Genomic DNA, 22,303 nt, shown 5'->3' with positions numbered 1-22,303 from the left:
TTGGCGTTACCAAGACCGCAATCGCTCACGGCCGACCGGGAATCGATCGCGGTTCGACCGCTGGGGGGAGAACCTTCCGGACGAGGACGACGGGCCGAGTCGGCCCGCACGGGAGACGACCTGTCGGCGCGCTCTGCCCTTGCGGGAGTGCCCGCACCGGGCCATGGTGTAGCCGGGTCATTGGGGCGAGCGGGACCGCGCCCTCGTGGCCATCAGCCGGCGGTGATCACCAGTGCGGCCTGGTCGTCGAGGGTGGCATCGCCTGCGAACGCGGTGACCGCGGTGGTGATGGACTCGACGACGGCAGTGGCTGTGGGTGTCGTGGTCCGGACGGCGGCGAGCGCGTCGGCCAAGCGCCCCTCGCCGAAGAACTCACCGTCGGCGGAACGGGCCTCGGTGATGCCGTCGGTGACCAGGACGAGGCTGTCGCCGGAGTACAGATCGATGCGGCACGGGCAGAAGCCGGGATCGGGACCGATGCCCAACAGCAAACCCGGTTCGGTGAGTTCAACGACCGTGCCGTCGGCGCGGCGCACGAGCGGCGGTACGTGGCCTGCCCGGATCAGGTTGAGTGTGAGGTGGGACAGGCTGTGCCGCAGTTCGCCGTAGACGAGTGAAACGAACTGGTCGTCATGTGTGGTGTGCCCGGTCAACGCGTCGTTGATGGCGGTGACGACGGCCGCCGGTTCGTCGAGGAGGCGGGCGGCGGCGCGTGCGGTGTGGCGGACCATGCCGGTGGTGGTGGCTGCCAGAGCGCCGCGTCCGGAGACGTCACCGATCATGAAGGCCCAGCGGTCGGCGGGCAGCGGGAAGACGTCGTAGAAGTCCCCGCCGACCTCGAGGCCCTCTCCGGCCGGGTGGTACGAAGCCGCCAGGGTGGCGCCGGGAATCCTCGGTATCTCGGGAGGCAGCAGCCCCGCCTGAAGATCGTGGGAAAGTCGGACGCGGTCAGTGAACTGATGGGCGTTGTCGGCACTGGAAGCGGCCCGGCGGGCGAGCTCCTCGGCCAGGGCGACCTTGCGTTCGTCCAGCGGCAGGTCGGTGGCCAGGAGGGTCAGCGCTCCGAAGGTGCGTCCCCGGGTGGTCAGCGGCACGCACACGTAGTCCCTGACACCGAGCTGGGCGCGCAGGCCGCTCGCACGGGCGGACTCGGTGGCGCCGGAGGCAAGCACCCGGGCGACCGCGGCGTCCACCCCGTGGCACAGCGCAGGGGAGCAGAGGAGATTCTCCCCTTCCCGGGTCGACGCCGCGACGGCGATGCGCTGGGACTGGCCGCGCTCGGACACGTGGACGGCACACAACGGCGCAAGGGTCGGCACGGTCAGCCGGGCCATGCGCTGGAGGCTGTCCGAATAGTGCGTCTCGCCCGTGATGGCGGTGCTGGCCTCCAACAGGAAGGCCAGATCTTCCCGGGCGGCCTTCTCGCGTTCCTGGGCGGCGTGGCGTGCCTCCACCGCGGCATGGCGTTCGATGGCCAGCGCGGCGATGCGGGTGAAGGAGGCGCTGAGCGCCATGTCCTTGTCCTGGGGAGCCTTGGGGGTGCGGTGGTACATCGCGAACGTGCCCAGCAGTCGACCGTCCGCGTCCAGGATGGGTGTGGACCAGCACGCGGCGACACCGGCCCTGAGTGCCACGTCACGGTAGTCCTTCCACAGGGGATCGGTGGCGATGTCCGTGACGATCACCGGTTCGCGCCGGAAGGCGGTCGTGCCGCACGAGCCGACGCCCTCGCCGATGGGCGCCCCGTCGACCGCCTCGTTGTAGAAGTCGGGCAGGCGCGGGCCGGTGCCGTGCAGCAGGCGCCGTCCCTCGGGATCGACGAGCAGTACCGAGACGAGCATGTCCGGGGAGAGTTCCTCGATCGCCGTGGCCATGCCTCGGAGGATGTCGTCCAGCGGGGCGTCACGTGCGATCTGCTCCAGCAGCGCGCGTTGACCGAAACGGGGCTCGGCTGCCTGCCCAACCGGTTCAACCGTGGCTGCTCGACGGCGGGGTGCAGGCACCTGGGCGGGTCCCGCCGTGGGCGTGGAGGAAGGACAGGAGATCGCAGACGGACTGGCCCAGGACCTGATCGTGACCCGCACCGGGGTAGACGCGATAGACCAGCGAGGGGGAGCCCAGCCGCCGCAGGCGGGCCACGACCTCGTCGGTCCAGGCAGGCGGCACATCCTCGTCGGCGTCACCCTGGATGACCAGTGTGGGGACGGTGATGGCCGAGCGGTCCGGATCGCCGTAGGCGCCCATCCGCTCACTCATGCGGAGCAGCTGATCCCCTTTCAGCGGCAGCATGCGCTCGGTGTTCACCCCCTTGAGCACGGGATGGCTGTGCGTCACGCAGTCGGCGATGACCCGGGAGGCCGTGGCGGCTGCCGAGGGCCCCAACAGCGAACGCAGATCCGTCGCGGGCCCACCGGGCTCGGTGGCGGCCAGGCCGACGAGCGAGTAGAACGCGAAGGACAGCTCGCTGGGCACATGGGAGGCCTTCACCCCCGCGAGCATGGCCTCCAGATGGCTGGCCGGGGCGACGGCCACCGCCGCGCCGAGCCGCTGGGCGCCCGTCCGGCGTGTGGTGTGGGTGGCGAACAGCGCGGCCTGTCCCCCTTGTGAGTGCCCGACGGCGAACCACACCGGCGCCAGGCCGGGTATCAGCCGGCGAGCCGCGGTGACGATGTCGGCCACGGCGTTGCCCTCGTCCGCGCCGACCAGATAGGTGTGCGGGCCCGGGGTGCCCAGTCCGGGGTAGTCCGAGGCAGCGACCGCGTACCCGGCGCGCAGGAGCGCGCGCAGTTCCTGTGCGAAGGCCTCCGAGCCCAGGTTCGCCGACTGCGAGGGGGCGCAGGCGTCGGCCACGCCGGTCGTTCCATGCGCCCAGGACACCACCGGCCACCCTCCCCGGGGAGCGCGGCCCGGCGGCAGCAGCACGGTGCCGCTTACGGCAACGTTGGCGCCGCGTGCGTTGGTGGAGTGGTACAGCACCGTCCAGCGCCGCCCGCTCCCCAGCCGCGCATCAGGGCCATGGTCTGTCGCCGCGATCAGCGTGCCCGGTTCTGCGGTCGGCAACGGATGCGGTACTTGGTAGGCGTGGTTGACGGTGATCACAGCGGATGCCAGGTGCCGGTCCTCCGCCACGCGGGGAGCCCGGGTGCGATCCGACGGGCGGGAGGCGGGAGAGCCCGCCACCGCCGCGGCGAGCGCGACTATGACCGCTGTGGTCCGCAATCGGGGGCGCCTTGACCGGCGCCGCCCTGTGCCCGTGCCTGTTCTCGTGAAGCGGAGCGAGCTCGGTATCCCCACGGGCGGATGCTCCCTTCCAACAGGCCTGGTCTGTCCCACTCTGGCGTCTTGGTGAGTGCCAGGCATGCGGAGGTACGCCGTCTGGTCGGCTTGTCCGTCGGTCCTACGAGACGGCCTTCACCCCGGCGTAAGCGCCGGAGCACTGGCCAAGATCAAAGGTAGACATCGGTGCGCAAGGGGACCACCATCGCGATGATGTGGGACCGTTTGCCGGCCAGGGCGCGGGCGCCCGTGTCCGAGGCACCACCGCCCTCGAGGGCCAGAACACACACAGTCCGGCCGGGCTCATGCTGGGCCGGATCCGCTGCTCACAGAATGGGGACCTGACCAGGTGTCCGACCAGCCCACTCCGACGCCCCCTTCCAACCCGGTGATCCCCGGCTTCCATCCGGACCCCAGCATCTGCCGCGTCGGCGAGGATTATTACCTCGCCTGCTCCAGCTTCGAGTACTTCCCGGGCATCCCCCTGTTCCACAGCAGGGATCTGGTGCACTGGACGCAGATCGGCAACGCCCTCGACCGGCCGAGCCAGCTGCGTCTGCCCCCGGACAGCCGCTCCTCGGGCGGCTTGTACGCCCCCACCCTGCGCCACCACGCCGGCCGCTTCTGGCTGATCGTCACCAACGTCACTCCCGGCGAGGGCAACCTGCTGGTCACGGCCACCGACCCGGCCGGCCCCTGGTCCGACCCGATCCGCCTCCCCGGCGTACCCGGCATCGACCCCGACCTCGCGTGGGACGAAGAGGGCAACTGCTGGTGCACCTTCGCCGGGGTGGCGCAGATCCGCATCGACCCCCGCACCGGCGAGACATTCGGCGAGCCGCAGCCGGTCTGGTCGGGCACGCCGGGTGCTGCCGCGCCGGAGGCCCCGCACCTGTACCACATCGGCGAGTACTGGTATCTGATGATCGCCGAAGGTGGTACGGAACGTGGCCACGGCGTCTCCATCGCGCGCGGATCCTCTCCCAACGGCCCGTTCGAACCGTGCCCGTCCAACCCGATTCTGACCCACCGCAGCACCACGCGACCCATCCAGAACACCGGCCATGCGGATCTCGTCCAGGCCGCCGACGGTTCCTGGTGGATGGTGCTGCTGGGCGTGCGCCCGCAGGGCGGCACCCCCGGCTGGCACATCCTGGGCCGGGAGACCTTCCTCGCCCCGGTCTCCTGGGTCGACGGCTGGCCCGTCGTCGGCGAGGTGAGCCCGGAACTGCCCGAGCTGCCCTGGCCACTGGCCCCCGTCCCGGTACCGGCCGAGCGCGACGACTTCGAGTCCAACGAACTGCGGCCCTGCTGGATCTCGCTGCGCGACCGTCCGACCGAGCACTGCACCACCAAGGAACGCCCGGGCTGGCTGACCCTGCGTGCCCGCGGCGGATCACTGGACGAACCCGACGTCGTCTTCCTGGGCCGCCGCCAGCAGCACCTCGCCTTCCGCGCGCGGACGCTGGTGGACACCACCGAAGGCAGCGGAGGCCTCGCCGTCCGCCTGGACGAACGCCACCACTACGCCATCGAGGCCACGCCCGAGGGCACGGCCCGGGTGATCGCCCGGATCGGATCGCTGCGAACGGTCGCCGCAGAACTGCCCCTGCCCGCAGGTCCGGTGGTCCTCACCGTGCACACCGGTGAGGCCCCGCAGCCGCATGATGCGCGCACCGGCCCCGACTCCCTGGTCTTCGGCGTCGAGGCGACAGACGGCACGGCCACACAACTGGCCTCGCTCGACGGCCGCTACCTGTCCACCGAGGTGGCCGGCGGCTTCACCGGCCGGGTGGTGGGCCTGTACGCCGCCTCTGGAGCCGTCCACTTCGACTGGTTCGACTACACGCCCCTCACAGGACCCGTCGCGTCCTGAGCCGCGAGCACGCCCCTGCACCTTCGGCAACCGCTGCGACGCGCCGGCCGCGCGCCGCGGCGGAGCCCGCCCGCCATCGAAGCGTGTGTGTGGCCTACGCGGGCGGGGGCGCCGTGGTTCGGCGGGCTACGAGGGTGGGGGAGAGCCTGACTTGGGCGGTCGGGCGGCTGCGGTCCGCGATGCGAGAAGGAACGCCCTCTGCCTCGAATCGCCGAGGCAGGCCCTCCTTCAACACGTCGAACATGCACAGGTAGGTGTAGCCGCTCGCCGGCATCGCGCTCCTTGAGACGCAACAAGGGGGTGTTCGAGAAGGGATGCCGGCAACTGAGCCCTGACCGGCATCATCCGGGAAATTGCCAGCGAATGTGACGTTCCTGGTGAGGTATTGCCATCGCATGCGTCCCCTGTCTACAGTCACGCCATTCATCGAAACGATTCGACCGGCGTCCTTGTTGTCGATCGTCGAATCGATTCGATGACGGGATCCGGCAGAGATGACACGGGCGGACAGGGGCGAGGATGGCCACGATCAAGGATGTCGCCGAACGGGCGGGTGTGGCGCCGAGCACCGTCTCCTATGTGCTGAGCGGCTCCCGCAAGATCTCCGAGGACACCCGGCGGGCGGTTCAGGCCGCCATCGAGGAGCTCGGCTACCACCCGCGCGCCAGCGCCCGCACCCTGCGCAGTGCCCGTACCCGGGTGCTCGCGCTGGCCGTGCCGCGCGTGCCCGGCGAGTACCGCGCGATCGACGGCAGATTCGCCGTCGACGTCACCGACGCCGCCCGCGGCCACGACTACGACGTACTCCTCATCACCGACGAGGACGGCGTCGGCGGACTGCGCCGGGTGGCTCGCAGCGGACTCGCTGACGCGGCGGTGCTGATGGCGGTCGAGGAGCGCGATCCCCGTATCGAGGTCCTGCACGAGCTGGGCTTCCCCGCGGCGCTCCTCGGCCATGACGGCCATGCCGGGCTGCCCTGGACGGATCTCGACTGGGAGGCGGCGGTCGCCCTCGCCCTGCGGGAGACCGCGGCGGCCGGCCACCGGGGCATCGTCTTCCTGTCCTCGGCCGAACACGAGATCGCCGCGCGCCGCGGTTACGCACTGCAGGGCCTCGACGGCGCCCGGCGCGCGGCCCGCGAAACCGGCGCGGAGGTGCGCCTGGTCTCCTCCCACCGCGACCCGGATGTGCTCGCGCGACGGCTGCGAGAGGCGCTGACCACGGATCCCGCGCCGACCGCGCTGGTGGTCCAGCACCTGATCCTGCTCCCGTACCTGCTGGACGCGGTGGCCTCGGCCGGGCGGCGGATTCCCGAGGACCTGTGCGTCGTCCTCGTCGGCAGCCTCCCGGACGAGCTGGGCATCCGGCATCTGCCGCGGATCGACCTGCCGGTTGCCGAGATGTCCGCGGCCGTGGCCCGGCTCGCCATCGAGGCGGCCGAACGTGGCTGCGGCCCAGCGCGGTCCTCCGCTACCGCGCTCCGCACCAAGGCGCACGACCCGAACGCGTCGCTCGAAGCGCCACACCACCCGATACAGCCGCGCATGGCCGGTCCGGCCATCACCCCGCCGAGCGACTGAGCAGACCGGCCCGACCGTACAGGGCGGTACCGGCCACCCAGCCTGCGTCAGATCACCGCATGTCCAGAGCCGCACATGTAAGGGAGACACGACCATGCCGTCCATAGCAGGACGCGTCGGAGAAAGAACCGCACGAGCCACGAAACCAGCAGGCGTGCATGTTCCCGCGCTGGCGGCGATTCTCGCGTGCGCCACGGCCGCGCTGGGCCTGACCGGCTGCGCAGCACAGCCCGACCCGGGCACCGTCACCGTGCTCAACTCGGCGACCGACACCGCCGAACACGCCGCCAACCAGCGGTTTTTCGACCGATGCGGCAAGCCGCTGGGCGTGAAGGTCGAGCAGATCAGCGTGCCCGCCGACCAGGTCGCGTCGAAGGCGCTGCGGATGGCCTCGTCCCACTCACTGACCGACATCCTGGAGCTCGACGGGTCGGAGCTGCCGCAGTTCGCCGAGACCGGCGGACTGCGCCCCCTGAAAGCGGCCGGCGTCGACACCTCCGGCTTCTCCGCGAGCGCCACCTCCCTCGGCTCGTACGACGGTGTTCAGTACGGCATCGCCCGTTCCGTCAATTCACTCGCACTGATCTACAACACCAAGCTTCTCCAGGCCGCGGGCATCACCCCGCCCCGGACCTGGGCCGAGCTGGTCGAGGCCGCGAAGAAGCTGACCAAGGGCGACACCTACGGCATGGCCTTCAGCGCGAGCCCCAACGCGGACGGCGTGTACCAGTTCCTGCCCTTCTTCTGGTCCGCCGGCGGCGACGAGGCGAAGCTCGACAACGGCAAGGGCGAGCCCGCGCTCCAGCTCTGGAAGGACCTCGTCGCGGACGGCTCCGCGTCGAAGTCGGTCGTCAACTGGAACCAGCAGGACGTCAACGATCAGTTCGTGGCGGGCCGAGCGGCCATGATGATCAACGGTCCTTGGCAGGTTCCGGTCCTGAGCGCCCAGAAGAAGGTGGACTGGGCGGTCGCGAGCATCCCCGTGCCCGAAGCGGGCAAGGCCGCCGTACCGCCCATCGGCGGGACCGTCATGACCGTACCGAAAAACGACGACCGGGCCCGGGAGAAGAGGGCCGGCAAGCTCCTCGACTGTCTCAACTCCGAGCAGAACCAGCTCCAGTGGGGCGAGTCCGTGAACAACGTGCCCACGCGCGCCGCGGCCGCACAGGCGTACGCGACCCAGAACCCGAAACTCGCCCCCTTCGCACAACTGGTCACCACGGCGCGCTCCCGCACCGCCGAGGTCGGTACCAGATGGCCCGTCGTCGGCGACGCGCTGGCCGGTGCCTTCCAGTCCGTGCTGACCGGCCGTACCAGCCCGGAAAAGGCCCTGCACCGGGCCCAGCAGCAGGCCACGGCAGGGAAGTGAGGAACCGGCCATGACCACAGTCACCTCGATCGCGCCCGCGACCGCCACCGGCACCACGGGCGCGGCCACGCGCCGGACACCCGGACGCCGCCGTCTGCTGCGCTGGCTCTTCGTCGCCCCGGCACTCACCTACATGGGGCTGTTCTTCGGTTATCCGCTCGTCCACAACATCGTGATGAGCTTCCAGCACTACACACCGAAGACGTACTTCACCGGAGAGGCCCCGTTCAACGGCCTCGACAACTGGCGCTCCGTCTTCGCCAACCAGCTGTTCACCGACGCCCTGTGGCACACGATGGTCTTCACCGTCGGCTCGCTGCTCGGTCAGTTCACCATCGGTCTCGCCCTCGCCGTCTTCTTCTCCCGGCGCTTCAGGCTGTCCGGACTCGTCCGCGCCGTACTCCTGCTGCCCTGGCTCGTCCCCATGGTGGTGTCCGCAGTCGTCTGGCGCCGCATCCTCGACCAGGATCACGGCATGCTCAACACCGCGCTGCACGCCGTCGGCCTGGTGCCCGCGGACGGTGTTCCGTGGCTCAGCAGTCCGAGCGTGGCACTGGTGTCGGCGATCATGGTCAACATCTGGATCGGCATCCCGTTCAACATGGTGATCCTCTACGGCGGTCTGCAGGAGATCCCGCGCGACGTGTACGAGGCGGCCTCGCTGGACGGCTCCGGCCCATGGCGCACCTTCCGCAGCATCACCCTCCCGATGCTGCGGCCGGTGATCACCGTCGTGCTGGTCCTCGGCTTCATGTCGACGGTGAAGATCCTCGACCTCATCCTGGCGCTCACCTCCGGCGGACCCGCGGACTCCACCCAGACGCTGGGCACGGTCACGTACCAGCTGTCCTTCCTCCAGCTCGACTTCGGCCAGGGCGCCGTCGTGGGCAATGTCCTGATCCTCATCAGCGCGGTCTTCGCCGTGCTGTACCTGCGGGCCAACCGCGCCGACTTCGGCAAAGGGAAGTGACCGATGACGAAACAGCCCACGAACACGCCGACGAACCGGCCCGCCCGCTCCACCCGCCTGCGCTCGGCCTGGAACACCACCGCCGCGCTGCTGATCCTCGCCGTCCTGCTCTTCCCGGTGTACTGGATGCTCAACACCGCGCTCCAGCCCCAGTCGAGCATCGCCGCCACGCAGTGGTTCCCCACCTCGCCGAGCCTGAAGAACTTCGACACGGCGCTCAGCACCCAGGGCGGTTCGCTGCTCACCAGCCTCGGTGTCGCCCTCGGTGCCGTTGCCGTCTGCCTGGCTCTGGCCGCACCCGCCGCGTACGGGCTCGCCCAGTTCGGCCTGCGCGGCGGCCAGGGCATCGTCTTCACCACGCTGATCACCCAGATGGTGCCGGGCATCGTCATCGCCAACGCGATGTACAGCGCGTACGCGGCGCTGGGTCTGGTGAACTCCTACCTGGGACTCGTCCTCGCGGACGCCTCGCTCGGGCTGCCGTTCGCGATCGTGCTGCTGCGGGCTTTCATGGTGTCGATACCCACCGAGGTGGTGGAGGCCGCGATGGTGGACGGCGCGAACCGGTTCACCGCGTTCGTCCGGATCGTGCTGCCGATGAGCCGCAACGCGCTGATCACGGCCGGTCTGTTCACCTTCCTCTTCGCCTGGTCGGACTTCATCTTCGCCCTGACGCTCAACACCACGGACGACGTCAAGCCGATCACGCTCGGCATCTACCAGTTCGTGGGCGCGCACGTCAGCGACTGGGGTGCGGTGATGGCGACCGCCGTGCTCTCCGCAGTGCCGGCCGCGGTGCTGCTCGTCGTAGCCCAGAAGTACATCGCCGCCGGCATCACCGGCGGATCGGTCAAGTAGGACGGCTTCCCCGTGAGCATGCACGAATCGCCCGAGTCCGCTCTTCCCGGCTTCCCCGACGACTTCCTCTTCGGGGCCGCCACGGCCGGCTACCAGATCGAGGGCGCCCACGACGAGGACGGCAGAGGCCCCTCAATCTGGGACACCTTCAGCCGCGAACCCGGCCGCGTCGCCCACGGCGCCACCGGTGACGTCGCCTGCGACCACTACCACCGCTATCGCGAGGACGTCGGCCTGCTGCGCGAGCTGGGCGTGGACAGCTACCGCTTCTCCATCGCCTGGCCGCGTGTCCAGCCGGCCGGTGGGGGACCGGTGAACACGCCGGGAGTGGACTTCTACGACCGGCTCGTCGACGAACTCCTCGCCGCCGGGATCTCTCCCGCCGCCACCCTCTACCACTGGGACCTGCCCCAAGCCCTCGAGGACCGCGGCGGCTGGCGGGTGCGCGAGACCGCCGAGCGCTTCGCCGAGTACACGGCGATCATGGCGGACCGGCTCGGGGACCGGGTCGACCGCTGGATCACCCTCAACGAGCCGTACTGCAGCGCCTTCGTCGGCTACGCGGCCGGCGGCCACGCTCCGGGCGCTCGCGAGGGCCGCGGCGCGCTCGCCGCGGCCCACCACCTGCTCGTCGGCCACGGGCTCGCCGTACGCGCGCTGCGCGCCGCGGGAGCCCGGCAGGTCGGGATCACGCTCAACCCCGACCGGCTGCTGCCGGCCACCGAGTCGCCGGCCGACCTGGACGCTGTGCGGCGCGCCGAGACGCTGCACAACGACACGTGGTTCGAGCCGCTGTTCGCCGGGCGCTATCCGCAGCACGAGGCCGAGACCTGGGGCGAGCTCCTGGAGTCGGCCGACGAGCCGTACCGGCGCGAGGGCGACCTCGCCCTCATCGCTGCGCCCCTGGACTTCGTCGGCATCAACTACTACCGGCCGATCACCGTCGCCGACGCACCGTACGAGGACCCGGACCCGGCCTCGCGCACGGCCGTCGACATCCGGGTGAGGGAGACGTGGCGCGACGACGTGCGGCACACCACGATGGGCTGGCCCGTCGTCCCGCACACCTTCACGGACCTGCTGGTCGACCTGGCCAAGCGCTATCCCACGCTGCCGCCGGTGCTGATCACCGAGAACGGCTCGGCAGAGGCCGACACCGTCGACGCCGAGGGCCGCGTCCGCGACACCGACCGGATCGAGTACCTCCGCACCCATCTGGAGGCTCTCGCGGCCGCCATGCGCGCAGGCGTGGACGTCCGCGGGTACTACGTCTGGTCGCTCCTGGACAACTTCGAGTGGGCCCGCGGCTACGACCAGCGCTTCGGCATCGTCCGCGTGGACTACGCCACGCAACAGCGCATCCCCAAGGACAGCTACCACTGGTACCGGCAGCTGATCGCCGCCCACCGAGCGCACCGGCAGCCCTGACACCGCCACCCGGCACACCAGCCGTTGTCCGGCCGGTCACGCCGTGCCGGCCCACCAGCAGTCCGTGTGCGAGGCGCCGGCAGCGGCCCTCGCCACCCCCGGTCCTCGCGGACCGCCGAGCCTCCCCAAGGAACACCCGATGAAGTTCACCGACGGCTACTGGCTGATGCGTGACGGCGTTCGCGCGTCGTACGCGGCGGAGGTCGCCGACGTCCACGTCAGCGACGACCGGTTCACCCTCTACGCGCCCGTGCGGCCGGTGACCGACCGCGGCCACACCCTCAACAGCCCGCTGCTGACCGTCGAGTGCTGGTCACCGGCCGAGGGCGTCATCGGCATCCGCTCCACCCATCACGCGGGCACCGCCGAGCGCGGCCCGGACTTCACGCTGCACGCCGAGCCCGGCCACGCGGCCAAGGTCACCCGGGACGGCGCACTGCTGGAGCTGACCGCCGGCGACCTGTCGCTGCGCGTGGACACGTCGGCTCCGTGGCGGCTCGACTTCACCGCGGGCGGCCGGGTCCTGACCTCCGCCGAGGCCCGGGGCACCGGCTTCGCGGTCACCGGAGAGGGCGCCCACCACTCACTGGCCCAGCTCTCCCTCGGCGTCGGCGAGCTGGTGTACGGCCTCGGCGAACGCTTCACACCGTTCGTGAAGAACGGCCAGAGCGTCGACATCTGGCAGGCGGACGGCGGCACGGCCAGCGAGCAGGCCTACAAGAACGTCCCCTTCCACCTGACCAACCGCGGCTACGGCGTCTTCGTCAACCACCCCGGCAAGGTCAGCTACGAGATCGGCTCCGAGGCCGTCGGCCGGGTGCAGTTCAGCGTCGAGGACCAGTCGCTGGAGTACTTCATCGTCTACGGCCCGACGCCCAAGGAGATCCTCGCCCGCTACACGGCGCTGACCGGCCGCCCCGCCCTGCCGCCCGCCTGGTCGTTCGGCCTGTGGCTGTCGACGTCGTTCACCACCTCGTACGACGAGGAGACGGTCAACCGGTTCGTGCGCGGCATGGCCGAACGCGACATCCCGCTCGGTGTCTTCCACTTCGACTGCTTCTGGATGCGCGAGTACCAGTGGTGCGACTTCGTCTGGGACCCGAACGTCTTCCCCGACCCCGACGGCATGCTGCGACGCCTGAAGGACGAGTACGATCTGCGCATCTCCGTCTGGATCAACCCCTACATCGCCCAGAAGTCCCCGCTGTTCGCGGAGGCCAAGCACCACGGCTACCTGGTGCGCAGGGCCAACGGCGACGTGTGGCAGTGGGATCTGTGGCAGGCCGGCATGGCCCTGGTCGACTTCACCAACCCGCAGGCGCGGGAGTGGTACGCGGACAAGCTGCGGGCGCTGGTCGCCCAGGGCGTGGACTGCTTCAAGACCGACTTCGGCGAGCGCATCCCGACGGACGTGGTCTGGCACGACGGCTCCGACCCGGAACGCATGCACAACTACTACACCCAGCTCTACAACCAAACGGTCTTCGACGTGCTGACCGAGGCCAGGGGAGCGGGGGAGGCAGTGCTCTTCGCTCGCTCGGCGACGGCGGGCGGCCAGCAGTTCCCCGTGCACTGGGGCGGAGACTGCGAGTCCCACTTCGGTGCGATGGCCGAGTCGCTGCGCGGCGGACTCTCACTGGGCCTGTCCGGGTTCGGCTTCTGGAGCCACGACATCGGAGGCTTCGAGGGCACGCCGACGCCCGAGGTCTTCAAGCGGTGGGTGCAGTTCGGGCTGCTGTCGTCGCACAGCCGGCTGCACGGCAGCAAGTCGTACCGGGTGCCGTGGGACTACGACGAGGAGGCGGTGGCGGTGACGCGCGACTTCACGCGCCTGAAGCACCGGCTGATGCCGTACCTGTTCCGCACGGCCCGGCAGGCCGTCGAGCACGGGACTCCGATGATGCGCGCCATGGTGCTGGAGTTCCCCGACGACCCGGCCTGCCACACCCTGGACCGGCAGTACATGCTGGGCGACGATCTGCTCGTCGCGCCCGTCTTCTCGGCCGACGGCGACGTCGAGTACTACGTGCCGGCCGGCACCTGGACCCACGTGCTGTCGGGCGAGACGATCCAGGGTCCCGGGTGGCGACGCGAGCGGTACGGCTTCGACAGCCTGCCGTTGCTCGCCCGCCCCGGGTCGGTGATCGCGTTCGGCACCCGTGACCACTCGGCCGTCTACGACTGGGCGGACGGTGTGACGCTGCGCGTCCACACGCCGGTCGACGGCGTGACGGCAGTCACGGAGATCCCGGCCTCGGACGGCTCCGCGGGCGCCGTGTTCCGTACTCGCCGGGAGGGCGACGTGGTCAGCGTCGAGGCAGAGGGCGCGCCGGGGGCGTGGCGGGTCCTGCTGATCGGCGCGGAAGCGAGGCTCGACGCCGGGTCGCCGTCGTCTGCCCTCTCCACAGAGCTCGGCACGCTCCTCAGCGTCCCGCCGGGCACCACGGAGGTCACGGCACGCCTCGCCGGGAGTCGCTGAGGCGTTCCGTCGACGTCGGCCCGTGGGCAGAAGAGCCGTGGTGCGCCTGCCGCCGGGCCACGTCCTGGGCGTCTTTGCGCCACCGGGTGACTGCGGTGGTCGTCATGTTTACGTACATGCGTACATGGACCAAATGAACCTGCTTCATATGTCTTCGGCGACCAAAAAGCTTCCCAGATATATCTAGAAAGGGGCGCAATCGGCGCAGGCGGATGGTTACTGTGGTCGGATGGATACAGAGAGTATGCGGCCTCTCGACACCGGAGCCCTCCGCAGTCAGCTCGTCGCGCACGAGGAGGAGGTCCGTCACCTGGCGAAACAACTCGGCATCGCAGGCGAGTTCCAGGCGTGCTGCACGGTGCGCGACGCGGCCGACCTGCTGCTGGCCGCCGGCCGTGCGCTCGCCGCCGAGACGCCCTGCCGGACCACGACGCACACCATGGCCGTTCTGTACGCGCTGTGCCGGACGGACGCATAACCGGCCATGGCCTGGAGCCTCCTGCTCAACCCCCCGAACCGCCTCGCGCCCGGGCAGGACCAGGTCAGGCATCGCCGGCCGGCGGGCAGCCACCGATCAGTCGGCTGTCACCAACCTCATGAACAAGTACAGCTAGGTCAGGACCAGCCAGCGGCGGCCGTCAATAAGCTCTCGTGCCGCGTCGAGGTGGCCGGCGTGGCAAGCGGTCTCGGTGATGACGTGCAGGAGGACGTCGCGCAGGGTGTGCAGGTGCGGTTCGCCGAACAGGTCGCGGGGCCACCAGGCCAGGGCGGCGTCGGCAGGGGTGGCGGTGATGACGGCGTCGGCGAGTTCCGCCTCCTGCCGGTATCGGCTGAGCAGGTCGACGGCCGGCACGTCCGGTGCCACGTTCCACGCTTCGTCGCCGCTCGTCAGGCCCAGGATGACCTCCTCGTCTCCGGCGACGACCGCACGGAACCAGAACCGTTCCACGTCCAGCGCGAGGTGCTGGACCAGTCCCAGGCAGTGCCACCCGGATGGCAGCACGGGCCGGCGCAGCGCCTCCGCATCGAGTCCCTCGAGGATGCCGAGAACGTGGCGCCCCTGTCCGTCCAAGACGCCCAGAAGCGCCCGGACCTCGGTACCCGGAGCAGTTGCGCCCATATTTTCGGTCACGGTCATCCAGCATCCCCGAATTCCGGTGGCCATGCAGGGAGTTCCCTGACATCCGGAACGGGCAGCCGGTGGAACCACCCAGGCTGAGGGCCGGGCAGGGACTGGCCTTGCCCGAGGCGGGTGCATGGCTCAGTAGCCCTGGACGATCGCCTTTTCCCGCATCAGCGTTTCCAGCTCCGTGTTCGACAGCGGGTGCAGCGTGTTCAGGAGGTGGCGCAGGCCGGGTTCGCCGAGGGACTGGCTCGTGACCTCAACCTCCGCGTCGTGGTGGTGGCGGGTGAGGGTGATGTCGCGGGTGCCACCGGGGAGGCGGCGGATCATGCGCATCTCGCCGTGCACGTCCACCGTGCAGGTCGCATCCTTCTCCGCGGGCGCTGGGCATCGTGGTGTCTGCGTGAGCGGCGGACGCACCACGAGGCCCACGTACCCCAACTCGTATCCCTCCCGGACAGAGTGGTATTCGACGCTGAAGTAGGCGGGCCCGACCACGGCACGGGACACCCGCATTCCAGGCGGCGCAGCGCCCAGATACAGCAGTTCCGGATGCTCCCGGTAGCGCGCGATCTCCGCCGCGTGCCGGTGCTGCCGTGCCTGCGCCGGGCCGATGAAGCCCCCGTAGCCCACACCGGCCGCCAGCACAGCTACCGCCCCCAGCCGTACCCACCGGCCCGGCACGCAGAGCGCTGCGGCGACGGCGTACGGCACCCCCGTCAGCGCGACCCGTGTGCCGGCGCTTCCCAGGTCGACGTGCCCGCCGTAGGCGTCCAGGCCTGCCAGGACACCGAGCGTGCCGAGGACGAAGACCAGGGCCGCCCAACCGAGCCGCCCGCGCACCGAGCCGCACAGCGGCACCACGCTCTTCGCCGGTATGCCCGCCAAGGCCAGCAGGCCCACCATCAGCGGCACGCCGAACGCCAAGACCGGCACCACCGCTCCGCCACCGCCGCCCCAGGCCGTCACCACCAACTCGAAGCCGAGCGCAGGCATCGCGGCCGCCATCGTCGCCCAGACCAAGAAGAGATGCAGGACCGTCAGCGCCCCTCTGCCACTTGTCATGCCGCGGAGCCTGCCAGCCCCCGCCCTGACGGACATGAGTTCTCCTACTCAGTACGTCCCCTCGTGACCGGCGCGAACAGCCGGACTGATCCCCGCCGTCTGCCCGGCGCCTAATCGCCTTTCCTGCACTGCCGAGCGGGAGCTAGTGTTCGCGGAGCGCCGGGGAGGAATCGGGCTCCTGCGGGGCAGGGCAGGGATAGCCGGATCGCCGTCAGGGCGGTCCGGTGTCCGCCCCGGACGGCGGTGTTGTCGCCCACGATGATCGAGAATTCTCAACTGTCGGTCCTCTCGGGTAGGTTCGGATGTATGACGACAGAGGCATCCACGAAGGACGCCGGGCATGCCCGGTACGCCTTCCGTGTGCGCCTGTCGAAGACGGCCAGGCGCCGGCTCGAAGCGGAGTGGGATCGCTGCCGGTGGATCTGGAACGAATGCGTGGCCAAGTCCCAGCAGGTGCACGCGCGGAGCCGGGCGACGGGTGAGAAGGTGACCTGTGGTCCGGCTCAGCTCGACAAGATGCTGACCGAGGCCCGCGGGGTGACGCCGTGGCTGGCTGAGGGCGCGAGCGTGCCGCAGCAGCAGGTGATACGCGACTTCGCCAAGTCCCGTGTCAAGGCGCTGAAGGACATCAGGGACCGGTTGCCGATGCACCGCCGGGCCCAGATGCCCCGCTTCAAGAGGAAGCGTGAGGCGCGGCCCAGCCTGAACTACACCAAGCGCGGTTTCCGCCTCAGGGACGGGCGCCTGCACCTTGCCGGCGGGATCGTGTTGAGGGTGGTGTGGTCGCGGGACCTTCCGGCCGACCCGTCGAGTGTGCGGGTGTACCAGGACACGCTCGGACATTGGTACGTGTCCTTCGTCGTCCCGGCTCAGGTTGAGCCGCTCTGTGAGACCGGCCGCGTCCTGGGCGTGGACTGGGGTGTGAAGGAGACCGCTACCACCACCGACGACGCCTACGATCTGCCGCATGCCGAGCACGGCAGGCGGGCCGCGCAGCGGCTCGCGAGGTACCAGCGGATGATGGCCCGGCGCCGGCCTCCGAAGGGACGGCCCGCATCCGCCGGCTACCGGAAGGCCCAGGCGCAGGCGGCGAAGCTGCACAAGAAGATCGCGAGGCAGCGGGAGGACACCGGCCGCAAGTGGGCCAAGCGGGTGATGCGCGGCCACGACGGGGTTGCGGTGGAGGACTTCAGGCCGAAGTTCCTGGCGAAGACCACCATGGCCCGCAAGGCGGCCGATGCCGCCATCGCCGCGACGAAGCGTGCCCTGGTCGAGATGGGCCGCAAACACGGGCGGGACGTCCGTCTCGTGCACCCGGCGCACACCACGATGGACTGCGCGCAGTGCGGAGCGAGAACCAAGCACGCACTGCCTCTGTCGATGAGAACGTATACCTGCACCGCGTGCGCGGCCGTGTCCCCCAGGGACAAGAACTCCGCCCGCGTGATGCTGGTCCGGGCAGGTTGGAACCCGGACGGTGCCGAGGGCGTAAGACCACCGGGGCCGCCGGCTCCGGCGGCGGCCTGAGCCGTAAATCCCCGCTCAGCCTGGAGGGTGACAATTGCCTCCCTTCAGGGAGGGGAGCCTTCAAGAGGAGCGAAGACATGGTCGGTCGTCCGAGCACGCGTTGACGTCTGAGGCCGTGAGCGGCCCGTCATCGCGTGCTGCCCTTGATGCGCGGCACAGCGAGCCTTTCCCTCCCGCTGCCTGAAATGGTCGGCGCACCTGTCGTGCGCCGTTGGCGGGTCTCGTCTTCGGTCATCCGAGGGATACCTGTGCCGTCCTCTTCCTCCGCTGTATCCGATTCCGGCCGACCTGTCCCGTCAAGCCTGTGGCAGGACGGCGACTTCCGCCGGCTCTGGGTGGGCCAGACGGCCTCCCAACTGGGCGAACAGGCAAGTCTGGTGGTTCTGCCGCTGCTCGCCGTCCTGACGCTCAACGCCGGTGCGGCCCAGTTGGGCGCCCTGCGCGCGGTGGGGCAGGCGCCGATCCTGCTGCTGTCGCTCTTCGCCGGCGCGTGGGTGGACAGATGGCGGACCCGCACGCTGATGGTGCTGACGGACGCCGGTCGGGCCCTGGTCCTGGGCGCCGCCGCCGTGGCCGGGCTCCTCGGTGCGCTCGGCCTGCCGGCGCTGCTCGTGGTGGCCTTCGCCGTCGGAGCTCTGTCCGTGTTCTTCGACGTGGCATACCAGGCGTCCTTGGTACGACTGGTGAAACGCGATCAGTTGGTGCGGGGCAACAGCGCGCTCGAGGGCAGTCGGTCCGCTGCGCAGATCGGCGGTCCCGCGCTCGGCGGTGCGTTGGTGTCTGCGCTGTCGGCGCCGATCGCTGCCGTCTCCAGCGCGGCGTTTTTCGCGCTGTCGTTCCTGTCGATCCGACGCATCGGCCGCCGCGAATCCATCCCGGAACACTCGCAACGTCCGGCTCGGGTCGGGCGGCGGATCCATGAGGGCCTCCGCTTTGTCGCCGGCGACACCTCGCTGCGGACCGTGTGCCTGGCATCAGCCGCGTTCCAGTTCTCCTTCGCGGCTGTGACGACCGTCTATCTGCTGTTCCTGCCACGGGACCTGCACCTGTCGGGCGCCGTCGTCGGACTGGCACTCGCGGCGACAGGGCCGGGCGCGCTCCTGGGCTCGCTGCTGGCCGCCCGTCTGCCGAACCGCTTCGGATACGGCACTGTGCTCGTGTCCGCGGCAGCGCTCGGCGACGGCGTGTTCCTGTCCGTGCCCGCACTGCACGGCTCCTCCGCGGTGACGGTTCCCGCGCTCCTTACGGTCAACTTCGTCTTCGGGACCTTCAGCCAGCTGGTGAACGTCACGGTCATGGCCGTCCGGCAGATCGTCACTCCGGACGGGATGCAAGGTCGTGTGGCCGCGACTGTCAGCTTTGCCGGCATGGGGCTGACCCCGCTCGGCTCGTTGCTCGGCGGCTTTCTCGCCCAAGTGTGGGGGACGCGCACCAGCCTCCTGGTAGCAGCCGCGGGCATGCTGCTGTCGCCGGCACTGATGGCCCTGTCCCCGCTCGTTCGCCTGGGACGGACCCTTCCCGCCCCGCCGGAGACTCCGGTCCCGTCTGCGTGAGGGCTTCCATCGCCGCGAATGGCCGACACAACTCCGTCAGCGGTCGTAGCCGGGACGGTGCGCGGACACAACCCCGGTCGGCACCATCCGCCAACCGGAGCGCTCAGCCGGAGTCGCGGCTGAGACGTCCCCGGCGGCCAGGCCGGCCGTGCCGCATGTGCCGCCGGCGTCCAGGGTCGCGCCGGACTCCGGGACTCGGTCGGCTTGCGGACTCAGTCGCCTTCCGGCGCCGGGCCGTTCGCAGGGCCCGGCAGGTAACTCGCCAGGCCGCGCAGGATGATCTCCAGGCCGATGTCGAACCGCTCGTCGGAGGAGTCCGTCACCATCAGGCTGGACAGGGCGCGCAGGTGGGGGAAGTCCTGCGCGGGCAGGGACGCGAAGTAGTTCTGCATCTCGCCGGTCATCTCGCGCCAGTCGGGGCGGGCCAGCGAGGCACCGCCGTGTTGAGCGGCCCGGTCCCGCCACATGCCCTCCTCCAGGACGAACCCGTCGATGTAGGTGGAGATCAGGTCTCCGGCCTCCGCCGCGATGCGGTCGGGTAGCCCGGCGGTGCGGAAGATGGCGAGCAACGCCTCGACGTGCGGGAGCAGTTCTGCGGTGAAGGGGACGTGTGCCATGGAGATCCTGGCCATGTCCCGGTGGGACAGCAGACGTCGGCGCCAGGCGCGGGCGAAGTCTCGCAGCTGCTCCTGCCAGTGCTCCGGATCGGGTGCGGGCATCGCGTAGCCGGCGAAGAGCCGCGTGTACATGAGCTCCAGGAGGTCGTCCTTGGAGCTGACGTGGGCGTAGAGGGCGGAGACCGCCACCCCCAGTTCGGCCGCCACCTGACGCATCGAAAGGCCGTCGAGTCCGTGCCGGTCCAGCACGGTGATGGCGGCCTCGACGACGCGCTCGCGCGACAGCGGCGTGCGTACGGGGGCGACGTGGGTGCGTGCGGGGCGCTCGCGCTCCCACGGGGACGGCGGAGGGGGTGCTGGGGTGCCGGCGGCCGCGTCGCTCATAAGACCAGTCTAGGGACACGGAGAACAGTGTTCTGCGCTGGCTGAGGGCACTTCTGGACCGCAGACGCGATATATCTTGTCCGGGCGGAGTTATTGCGCTATATCTTAATGAACGCCGTTCTCTTGGTGAGCACCGTTCTGTTACAGTGAACAGTGTTCTCCAGAGTCTCCGGTCGCCTGTCTTTCTGGGCCGCACCAGCGAGCCGGGCAGTTTTGGTCATCCCTTCTGTGAGGAGTTTCCGATGTCCACCACCGGTGTCGCGTCCGCCGAGACGCCCACCGACTCGCCAGCGCCCTACCGGTGGCGCTGGGCTGCGCTCTTCGTGATCCTCGCGGCCGAGGTGATGGATCTCCTCGACGCCGTCGTGACGAACATCGCCGGCCCCTCCATGCGGGCCGACCTCGGTGGCGGCGCCTCCACCCTCCAGTGGCTCGCCGCCGCGTACACCCTCTCGATGGCGGTCGGACTCGTCACCGGCGGCCGGCTAGGGGACATCCACGGCCGTCGCCGGATGTTCCTGGTGGGAGCCGCCGGCTTCACCGTGGGCTCGCTGCTGTGCGCGGTCTCCGTGTCGCCCGAGATGCTGATCGCCGCACGTGTCGTCCAGGGCCTGTTCGGCGCAGTGATGCTGCCGCAGGGCCTCGGCATGATCAAGGAGATGTTCCCGCCGAAGGAATCGCAGAAGGCCTTCGGCATGTTCGGCCCGGTCATGGGGCTGTCCGCGGTGTGCGGGCCGATCCTTGCGGGCTGGCTCGTGGACGCCGACTACTTCGGCACCGGCTGGCGGATGATCTTCCTGATCAACCTGCCGCTGGGTGCCGCGGCCCTCCTCGGGGCCCTGCGCTACCTGCCCAGGGGCCGGTCCGGCGACAGGCCGCGCCTCGACATCCCCGGCATGCTCCTGGTCTCGCTGGCCGCGCTGCTCATCATCTTCCCGCTGGTGCAGGGCCGTGAGTACGACTGGCCCGGGTGGACGTTCGCGATGATGGCCGCGTCGGTGGCCGTCTTCGTCGCCTTCGCCATCTACGAGTCGCGCCGCAGCAAGGCCGGCCGGGATCCGCTGGTCGTCCCCAGCCTGTTCCGCAAGCGCGGGTTCAGCGGAGGCATGACACTCGGGCTGGTCTTCTTCTCGACCATGCAGGGCTTCATGCTGGTCTTCAACCTCTACACCCAGATCGGCCTCGGCTACGCGCCGCTGAAGGCGGGCCTGGTGATGGTGCCCTGGTCGGGCGGCATGATCGTCGGTTTCGGTGTCGCCCAGGCTGTCGCCCGGTTCGGCCGGGCCGTGCTCCAGGCGGGCACGGCGGTCATGGCGCTCGGCGTGTTCGGCGTGTGGCTGACCCTCGACACGGTGGGCAGCGGCGTCGGCCCCTGGCAGCTCGTGCCGGCCCTGCTCGTCACCGGCATCGGGATGGGCCTGCTCATGGCACCCTTCTTCGACATCGTGCTCGCCAGCGTCGAACAGCACGAGACGGGCTCGGCGTCCGGCACGATGACCGCGATGCAGCAGCTCGGCGGCGCCTTCGGCGTGGCGCTCCTCGGCACCGTGTTCTTCGGCCTGCTGGGCGGCGGTATCGCCACCGCCGTCGACCACCACTCGGCCGGCCTGCGGGATCAGCTGAGCGCCGTGCACGTGGCGCCGGCCGCCCAGGACCGCGTTGTGGCGGACCTGCGGCGGTGCGCCTCCGACCGTGCCGTCGCCAAGGATCCTGCAGCGACCCCGGCGTCCTGCACCCGCCTGGAGAAGGACGCCCGGTCGGCCGTCACGTCGCCGCAGGCCGGCGCCCGGATACCGGGCGCGCTGGAGACCACCGCGACGTCGGCCTTCCGCAGCGGTTTCGGCTCCGTGATGAAGACGGTGCTGTGGATCGTCGACGGCATGCTCGTCTTGACGTTCCTGCTCTCCTTCCTCCTGCCGCGGCACGCACGCCCCGAGGGTTCTGCCGGTCACTGAGCCCCGGCAGCCTCGGCGACACGAACGGCCGGGCACCACCCAGCGGTGGCTGCCCGGCCGCTCGTTTCCGCCGACGCCCGGCCCGAGCGGGCCGCAACAGGTCCGTGCGTCCGCATCAAGCGCAGGAAGGCTTTCAAGGCTTTTCCCGGGCCGCTCGTCGCTCGCTGGTGAACCATGGTCCTCATGCGTCGTTTCCGCAGGGAAAGCGGGTAGGTGCTTGCTCTGCCAGGGATGAGCGACAG

16 protein-coding genes are annotated in these 22,303 nt (G+C 70.2%); 11 read left to right on the top strand and 5 right to left on the bottom strand.

Annotated elements, in window-relative coordinates:
* Nucleotides 1-212: 212 nt before the first annotated feature.
* Both ACQPXS_RS03910 and ACQPXS_RS03905 read right to left on the bottom strand, forming a co-directional pair.
* On the bottom strand, nt 213-2,003 hold the full coding sequence (locus ACQPXS_RS03910; RefSeq protein WP_433446923.1) for a SpoIIE family protein phosphatase: 1,791 nt from the start codon (nt 2,001-2,003) through the stop codon (nt 213-215).
* A complete protein-coding gene (locus ACQPXS_RS03905; protein WP_433446921.1) occupies nt 1,969-3,219 on the bottom strand; it encodes an alpha/beta hydrolase family protein in 1,251 nt (416 codons plus the stop codon). The genes ACQPXS_RS03910 and ACQPXS_RS03905 overlap by 35 nt, the downstream gene beginning before the upstream one ends.
* A 406-nt stretch (nt 3,220-3,625) precedes the next feature.
* On the opposite strand from ACQPXS_RS03905, the gene ACQPXS_RS03900 reads away from it, so the two are divergent.
* From ACQPXS_RS03900 to ACQPXS_RS03865, 8 genes are all read left to right on the top strand, one after another.
* Nucleotides 3,626-5,152, top strand: a complete 1,527-nt coding sequence (locus ACQPXS_RS03900) for a glycoside hydrolase family 43 protein (RefSeq protein ID WP_433446919.1) — start codon at nt 3,626-3,628, stop codon at nt 5,150-5,152.
* Between the two features lie 519 nt (nt 5,153-5,671).
* A complete protein-coding gene (locus ACQPXS_RS03895; RefSeq protein WP_433446917.1) occupies nt 5,672-6,733 on the top strand; it encodes a LacI family DNA-binding transcriptional regulator in 1,062 nt (353 codons plus the stop codon).
* Between the two features lie 94 nt (nt 6,734-6,827).
* Nucleotides 6,828-8,102, top strand: coding sequence for an ABC transporter substrate-binding protein (locus ACQPXS_RS03890; protein WP_433446915.1), 1,275 nt, complete (start codon nt 6,828-6,830; stop codon nt 8,100-8,102).
* 10 nt (nt 8,103-8,112) lie between these two features.
* A complete protein-coding gene (locus tag ACQPXS_RS03885; protein WP_433446913.1) occupies nt 8,113-9,072 on the top strand; it encodes a carbohydrate ABC transporter permease in 960 nt (319 codons plus the stop codon).
* A gap of 3 nt (nt 9,073-9,075) precedes the next feature.
* Nucleotides 9,076-9,930 carry a carbohydrate ABC transporter permease gene (locus ACQPXS_RS03880; RefSeq protein WP_433446911.1) on the top strand — a complete coding sequence of 285 codons (855 nt, stop codon included), beginning with the start codon at nt 9,076-9,078 and terminating at the stop codon, nt 9,928-9,930.
* An 18-nt stretch (nt 9,931-9,948) separates the two neighbouring features.
* A complete protein-coding gene (locus tag ACQPXS_RS03875; protein WP_433455696.1) occupies nt 9,949-11,358 on the top strand; it encodes a GH1 family beta-glucosidase in 1,410 nt (469 codons plus the stop codon).
* Nucleotides 11,359-11,497: 139 nt separating this feature from the next.
* The gene (gene yicI, locus ACQPXS_RS03870) at nt 11,498-13,837 is read left to right on the top strand and encodes an alpha-xylosidase (RefSeq protein WP_433446909.1); all 2,340 of its coding nucleotides are present in this window, start codon (nt 11,498-11,500) and stop codon (nt 13,835-13,837) included.
* A gap of 229 nt (nt 13,838-14,066) precedes the next feature.
* Complete coding sequence (locus ACQPXS_RS03865; protein ID WP_365330110.1) at nt 14,067-14,315, top strand: hypothetical protein; 249 nt, start codon at nt 14,067-14,069, stop codon at nt 14,313-14,315.
* 132 nt (nt 14,316-14,447) lie between these two features.
* Here the strand turns inward: ACQPXS_RS03865 and ACQPXS_RS03860 are convergent, their stop codons facing one another.
* Both ACQPXS_RS03860 and ACQPXS_RS03855 read right to left on the bottom strand, forming a co-directional pair.
* Nucleotides 14,448-14,975 (bottom strand): DinB family protein, encoded by a 528-nt coding sequence (locus ACQPXS_RS03860; RefSeq protein WP_433446907.1) that lies wholly within the window; start codon nt 14,973-14,975, stop codon nt 14,448-14,450.
* Nucleotides 14,976-15,098: 123 nt separating this feature from the next.
* A complete protein-coding gene (locus tag ACQPXS_RS03855) occupies nt 15,099-16,025 on the bottom strand; it encodes a hypothetical protein (RefSeq protein ID WP_433446905.1) in 927 nt (308 codons plus the stop codon).
* A gap of 306 nt (nt 16,026-16,331) precedes the next feature.
* On the opposite strand from ACQPXS_RS03855, the gene ACQPXS_RS03850 reads away from it, so the two are divergent.
* Nucleotides 16,332-17,552, top strand: a complete 1,221-nt coding sequence (locus ACQPXS_RS03850) for an RNA-guided endonuclease InsQ/TnpB family protein (protein ID WP_433446903.1) — start codon at nt 16,332-16,334, stop codon at nt 17,550-17,552.
* 248 nt (nt 17,553-17,800) lie between these two features.
* Entirely contained in the window at nt 17,801-19,105 is a 1,305-nt protein-coding gene (locus tag ACQPXS_RS03845) for an MFS transporter (RefSeq protein ID WP_433446901.1), read from the top strand.
* A 212-nt stretch (nt 19,106-19,317) separates the two neighbouring features.
* Here the strand turns inward: ACQPXS_RS03845 and ACQPXS_RS03840 are convergent, their stop codons facing one another.
* A complete protein-coding gene (locus ACQPXS_RS03840; protein ID WP_433446899.1) occupies nt 19,318-20,106 on the bottom strand; it encodes a TetR/AcrR family transcriptional regulator in 789 nt (262 codons plus the stop codon).
* A 242-nt stretch (nt 20,107-20,348) separates the two neighbouring features.
* Between ACQPXS_RS03840 and ACQPXS_RS03835 the strand changes: the two genes are divergently transcribed.
* The gene (locus ACQPXS_RS03835; protein ID WP_433446897.1) at nt 20,349-22,061 is read left to right on the top strand and encodes an MFS transporter; all 1,713 of its coding nucleotides are present in this window, start codon (nt 20,349-20,351) and stop codon (nt 22,059-22,061) included.
* Nucleotides 22,062-22,303: the final 242 nt, after the last annotated feature.

The sequence above is a fragment of the Streptomyces sp. CA-142005 genome, assembly GCF_050942335.1.
Lineage (GTDB): Bacteria > Actinomycetota > Actinomycetes > Streptomycetales > Streptomycetaceae > Streptomyces.
Note: the sequence above shows the minus strand (reverse complement) of the source record. Positions and strands in the feature narration are given on the sequence as shown.

Coding starts and splice junctions, on each gene's coding strand:
- ACQPXS_RS03835 (WP_433446897.1), top strand. CDS start 20,349: ATGTCCACCACCGGTGTCGCGTCCGCCGAGACGCCCACCGACTCGCCA.
- yicI (WP_433446909.1), top strand. CDS start 11,498: ATGAAGTTCACCGACGGCTACTGGCTGATGCGTGACGGCGTTCGCGCG.
- ACQPXS_RS03875 (WP_433455696.1), top strand. CDS start 9,949: ATGCACGAATCGCCCGAGTCCGCTCTTCCCGGCTTCCCCGACGACTTC.
- ACQPXS_RS03840 (WP_433446899.1), bottom strand. CDS start 20,106: ATGAGCGACGCGGCCGCCGGCACCCCAGCACCCCCTCCGCCGTCCCCG.
- ACQPXS_RS03880 (WP_433446911.1), top strand. CDS start 9,076: ATGACGAAACAGCCCACGAACACGCCGACGAACCGGCCCGCCCGCTCC.
- ACQPXS_RS03860 (WP_433446907.1), bottom strand. CDS start 14,975: ATGACCGTGACCGAAAATATGGGCGCAACTGCTCCGGGTACCGAGGTC.
- ACQPXS_RS03885 (WP_433446913.1), top strand. CDS start 8,113: ATGACCACAGTCACCTCGATCGCGCCCGCGACCGCCACCGGCACCACG.
- ACQPXS_RS03855 (WP_433446905.1), bottom strand. CDS start 16,025: ATGACAAGTGGCAGAGGGGCGCTGACGGTCCTGCATCTCTTCTTGGTC.
- ACQPXS_RS03850 (WP_433446903.1), top strand. CDS start 16,332: ATGACGACAGAGGCATCCACGAAGGACGCCGGGCATGCCCGGTACGCC.
- ACQPXS_RS03895 (WP_433446917.1), top strand. CDS start 5,672: ATGGCCACGATCAAGGATGTCGCCGAACGGGCGGGTGTGGCGCCGAGC.
- ACQPXS_RS03865 (WP_365330110.1), top strand. CDS start 14,067: ATGGATACAGAGAGTATGCGGCCTCTCGACACCGGAGCCCTCCGCAGT.
- ACQPXS_RS03890 (WP_433446915.1), top strand. CDS start 6,828: ATGCCGTCCATAGCAGGACGCGTCGGAGAAAGAACCGCACGAGCCACG.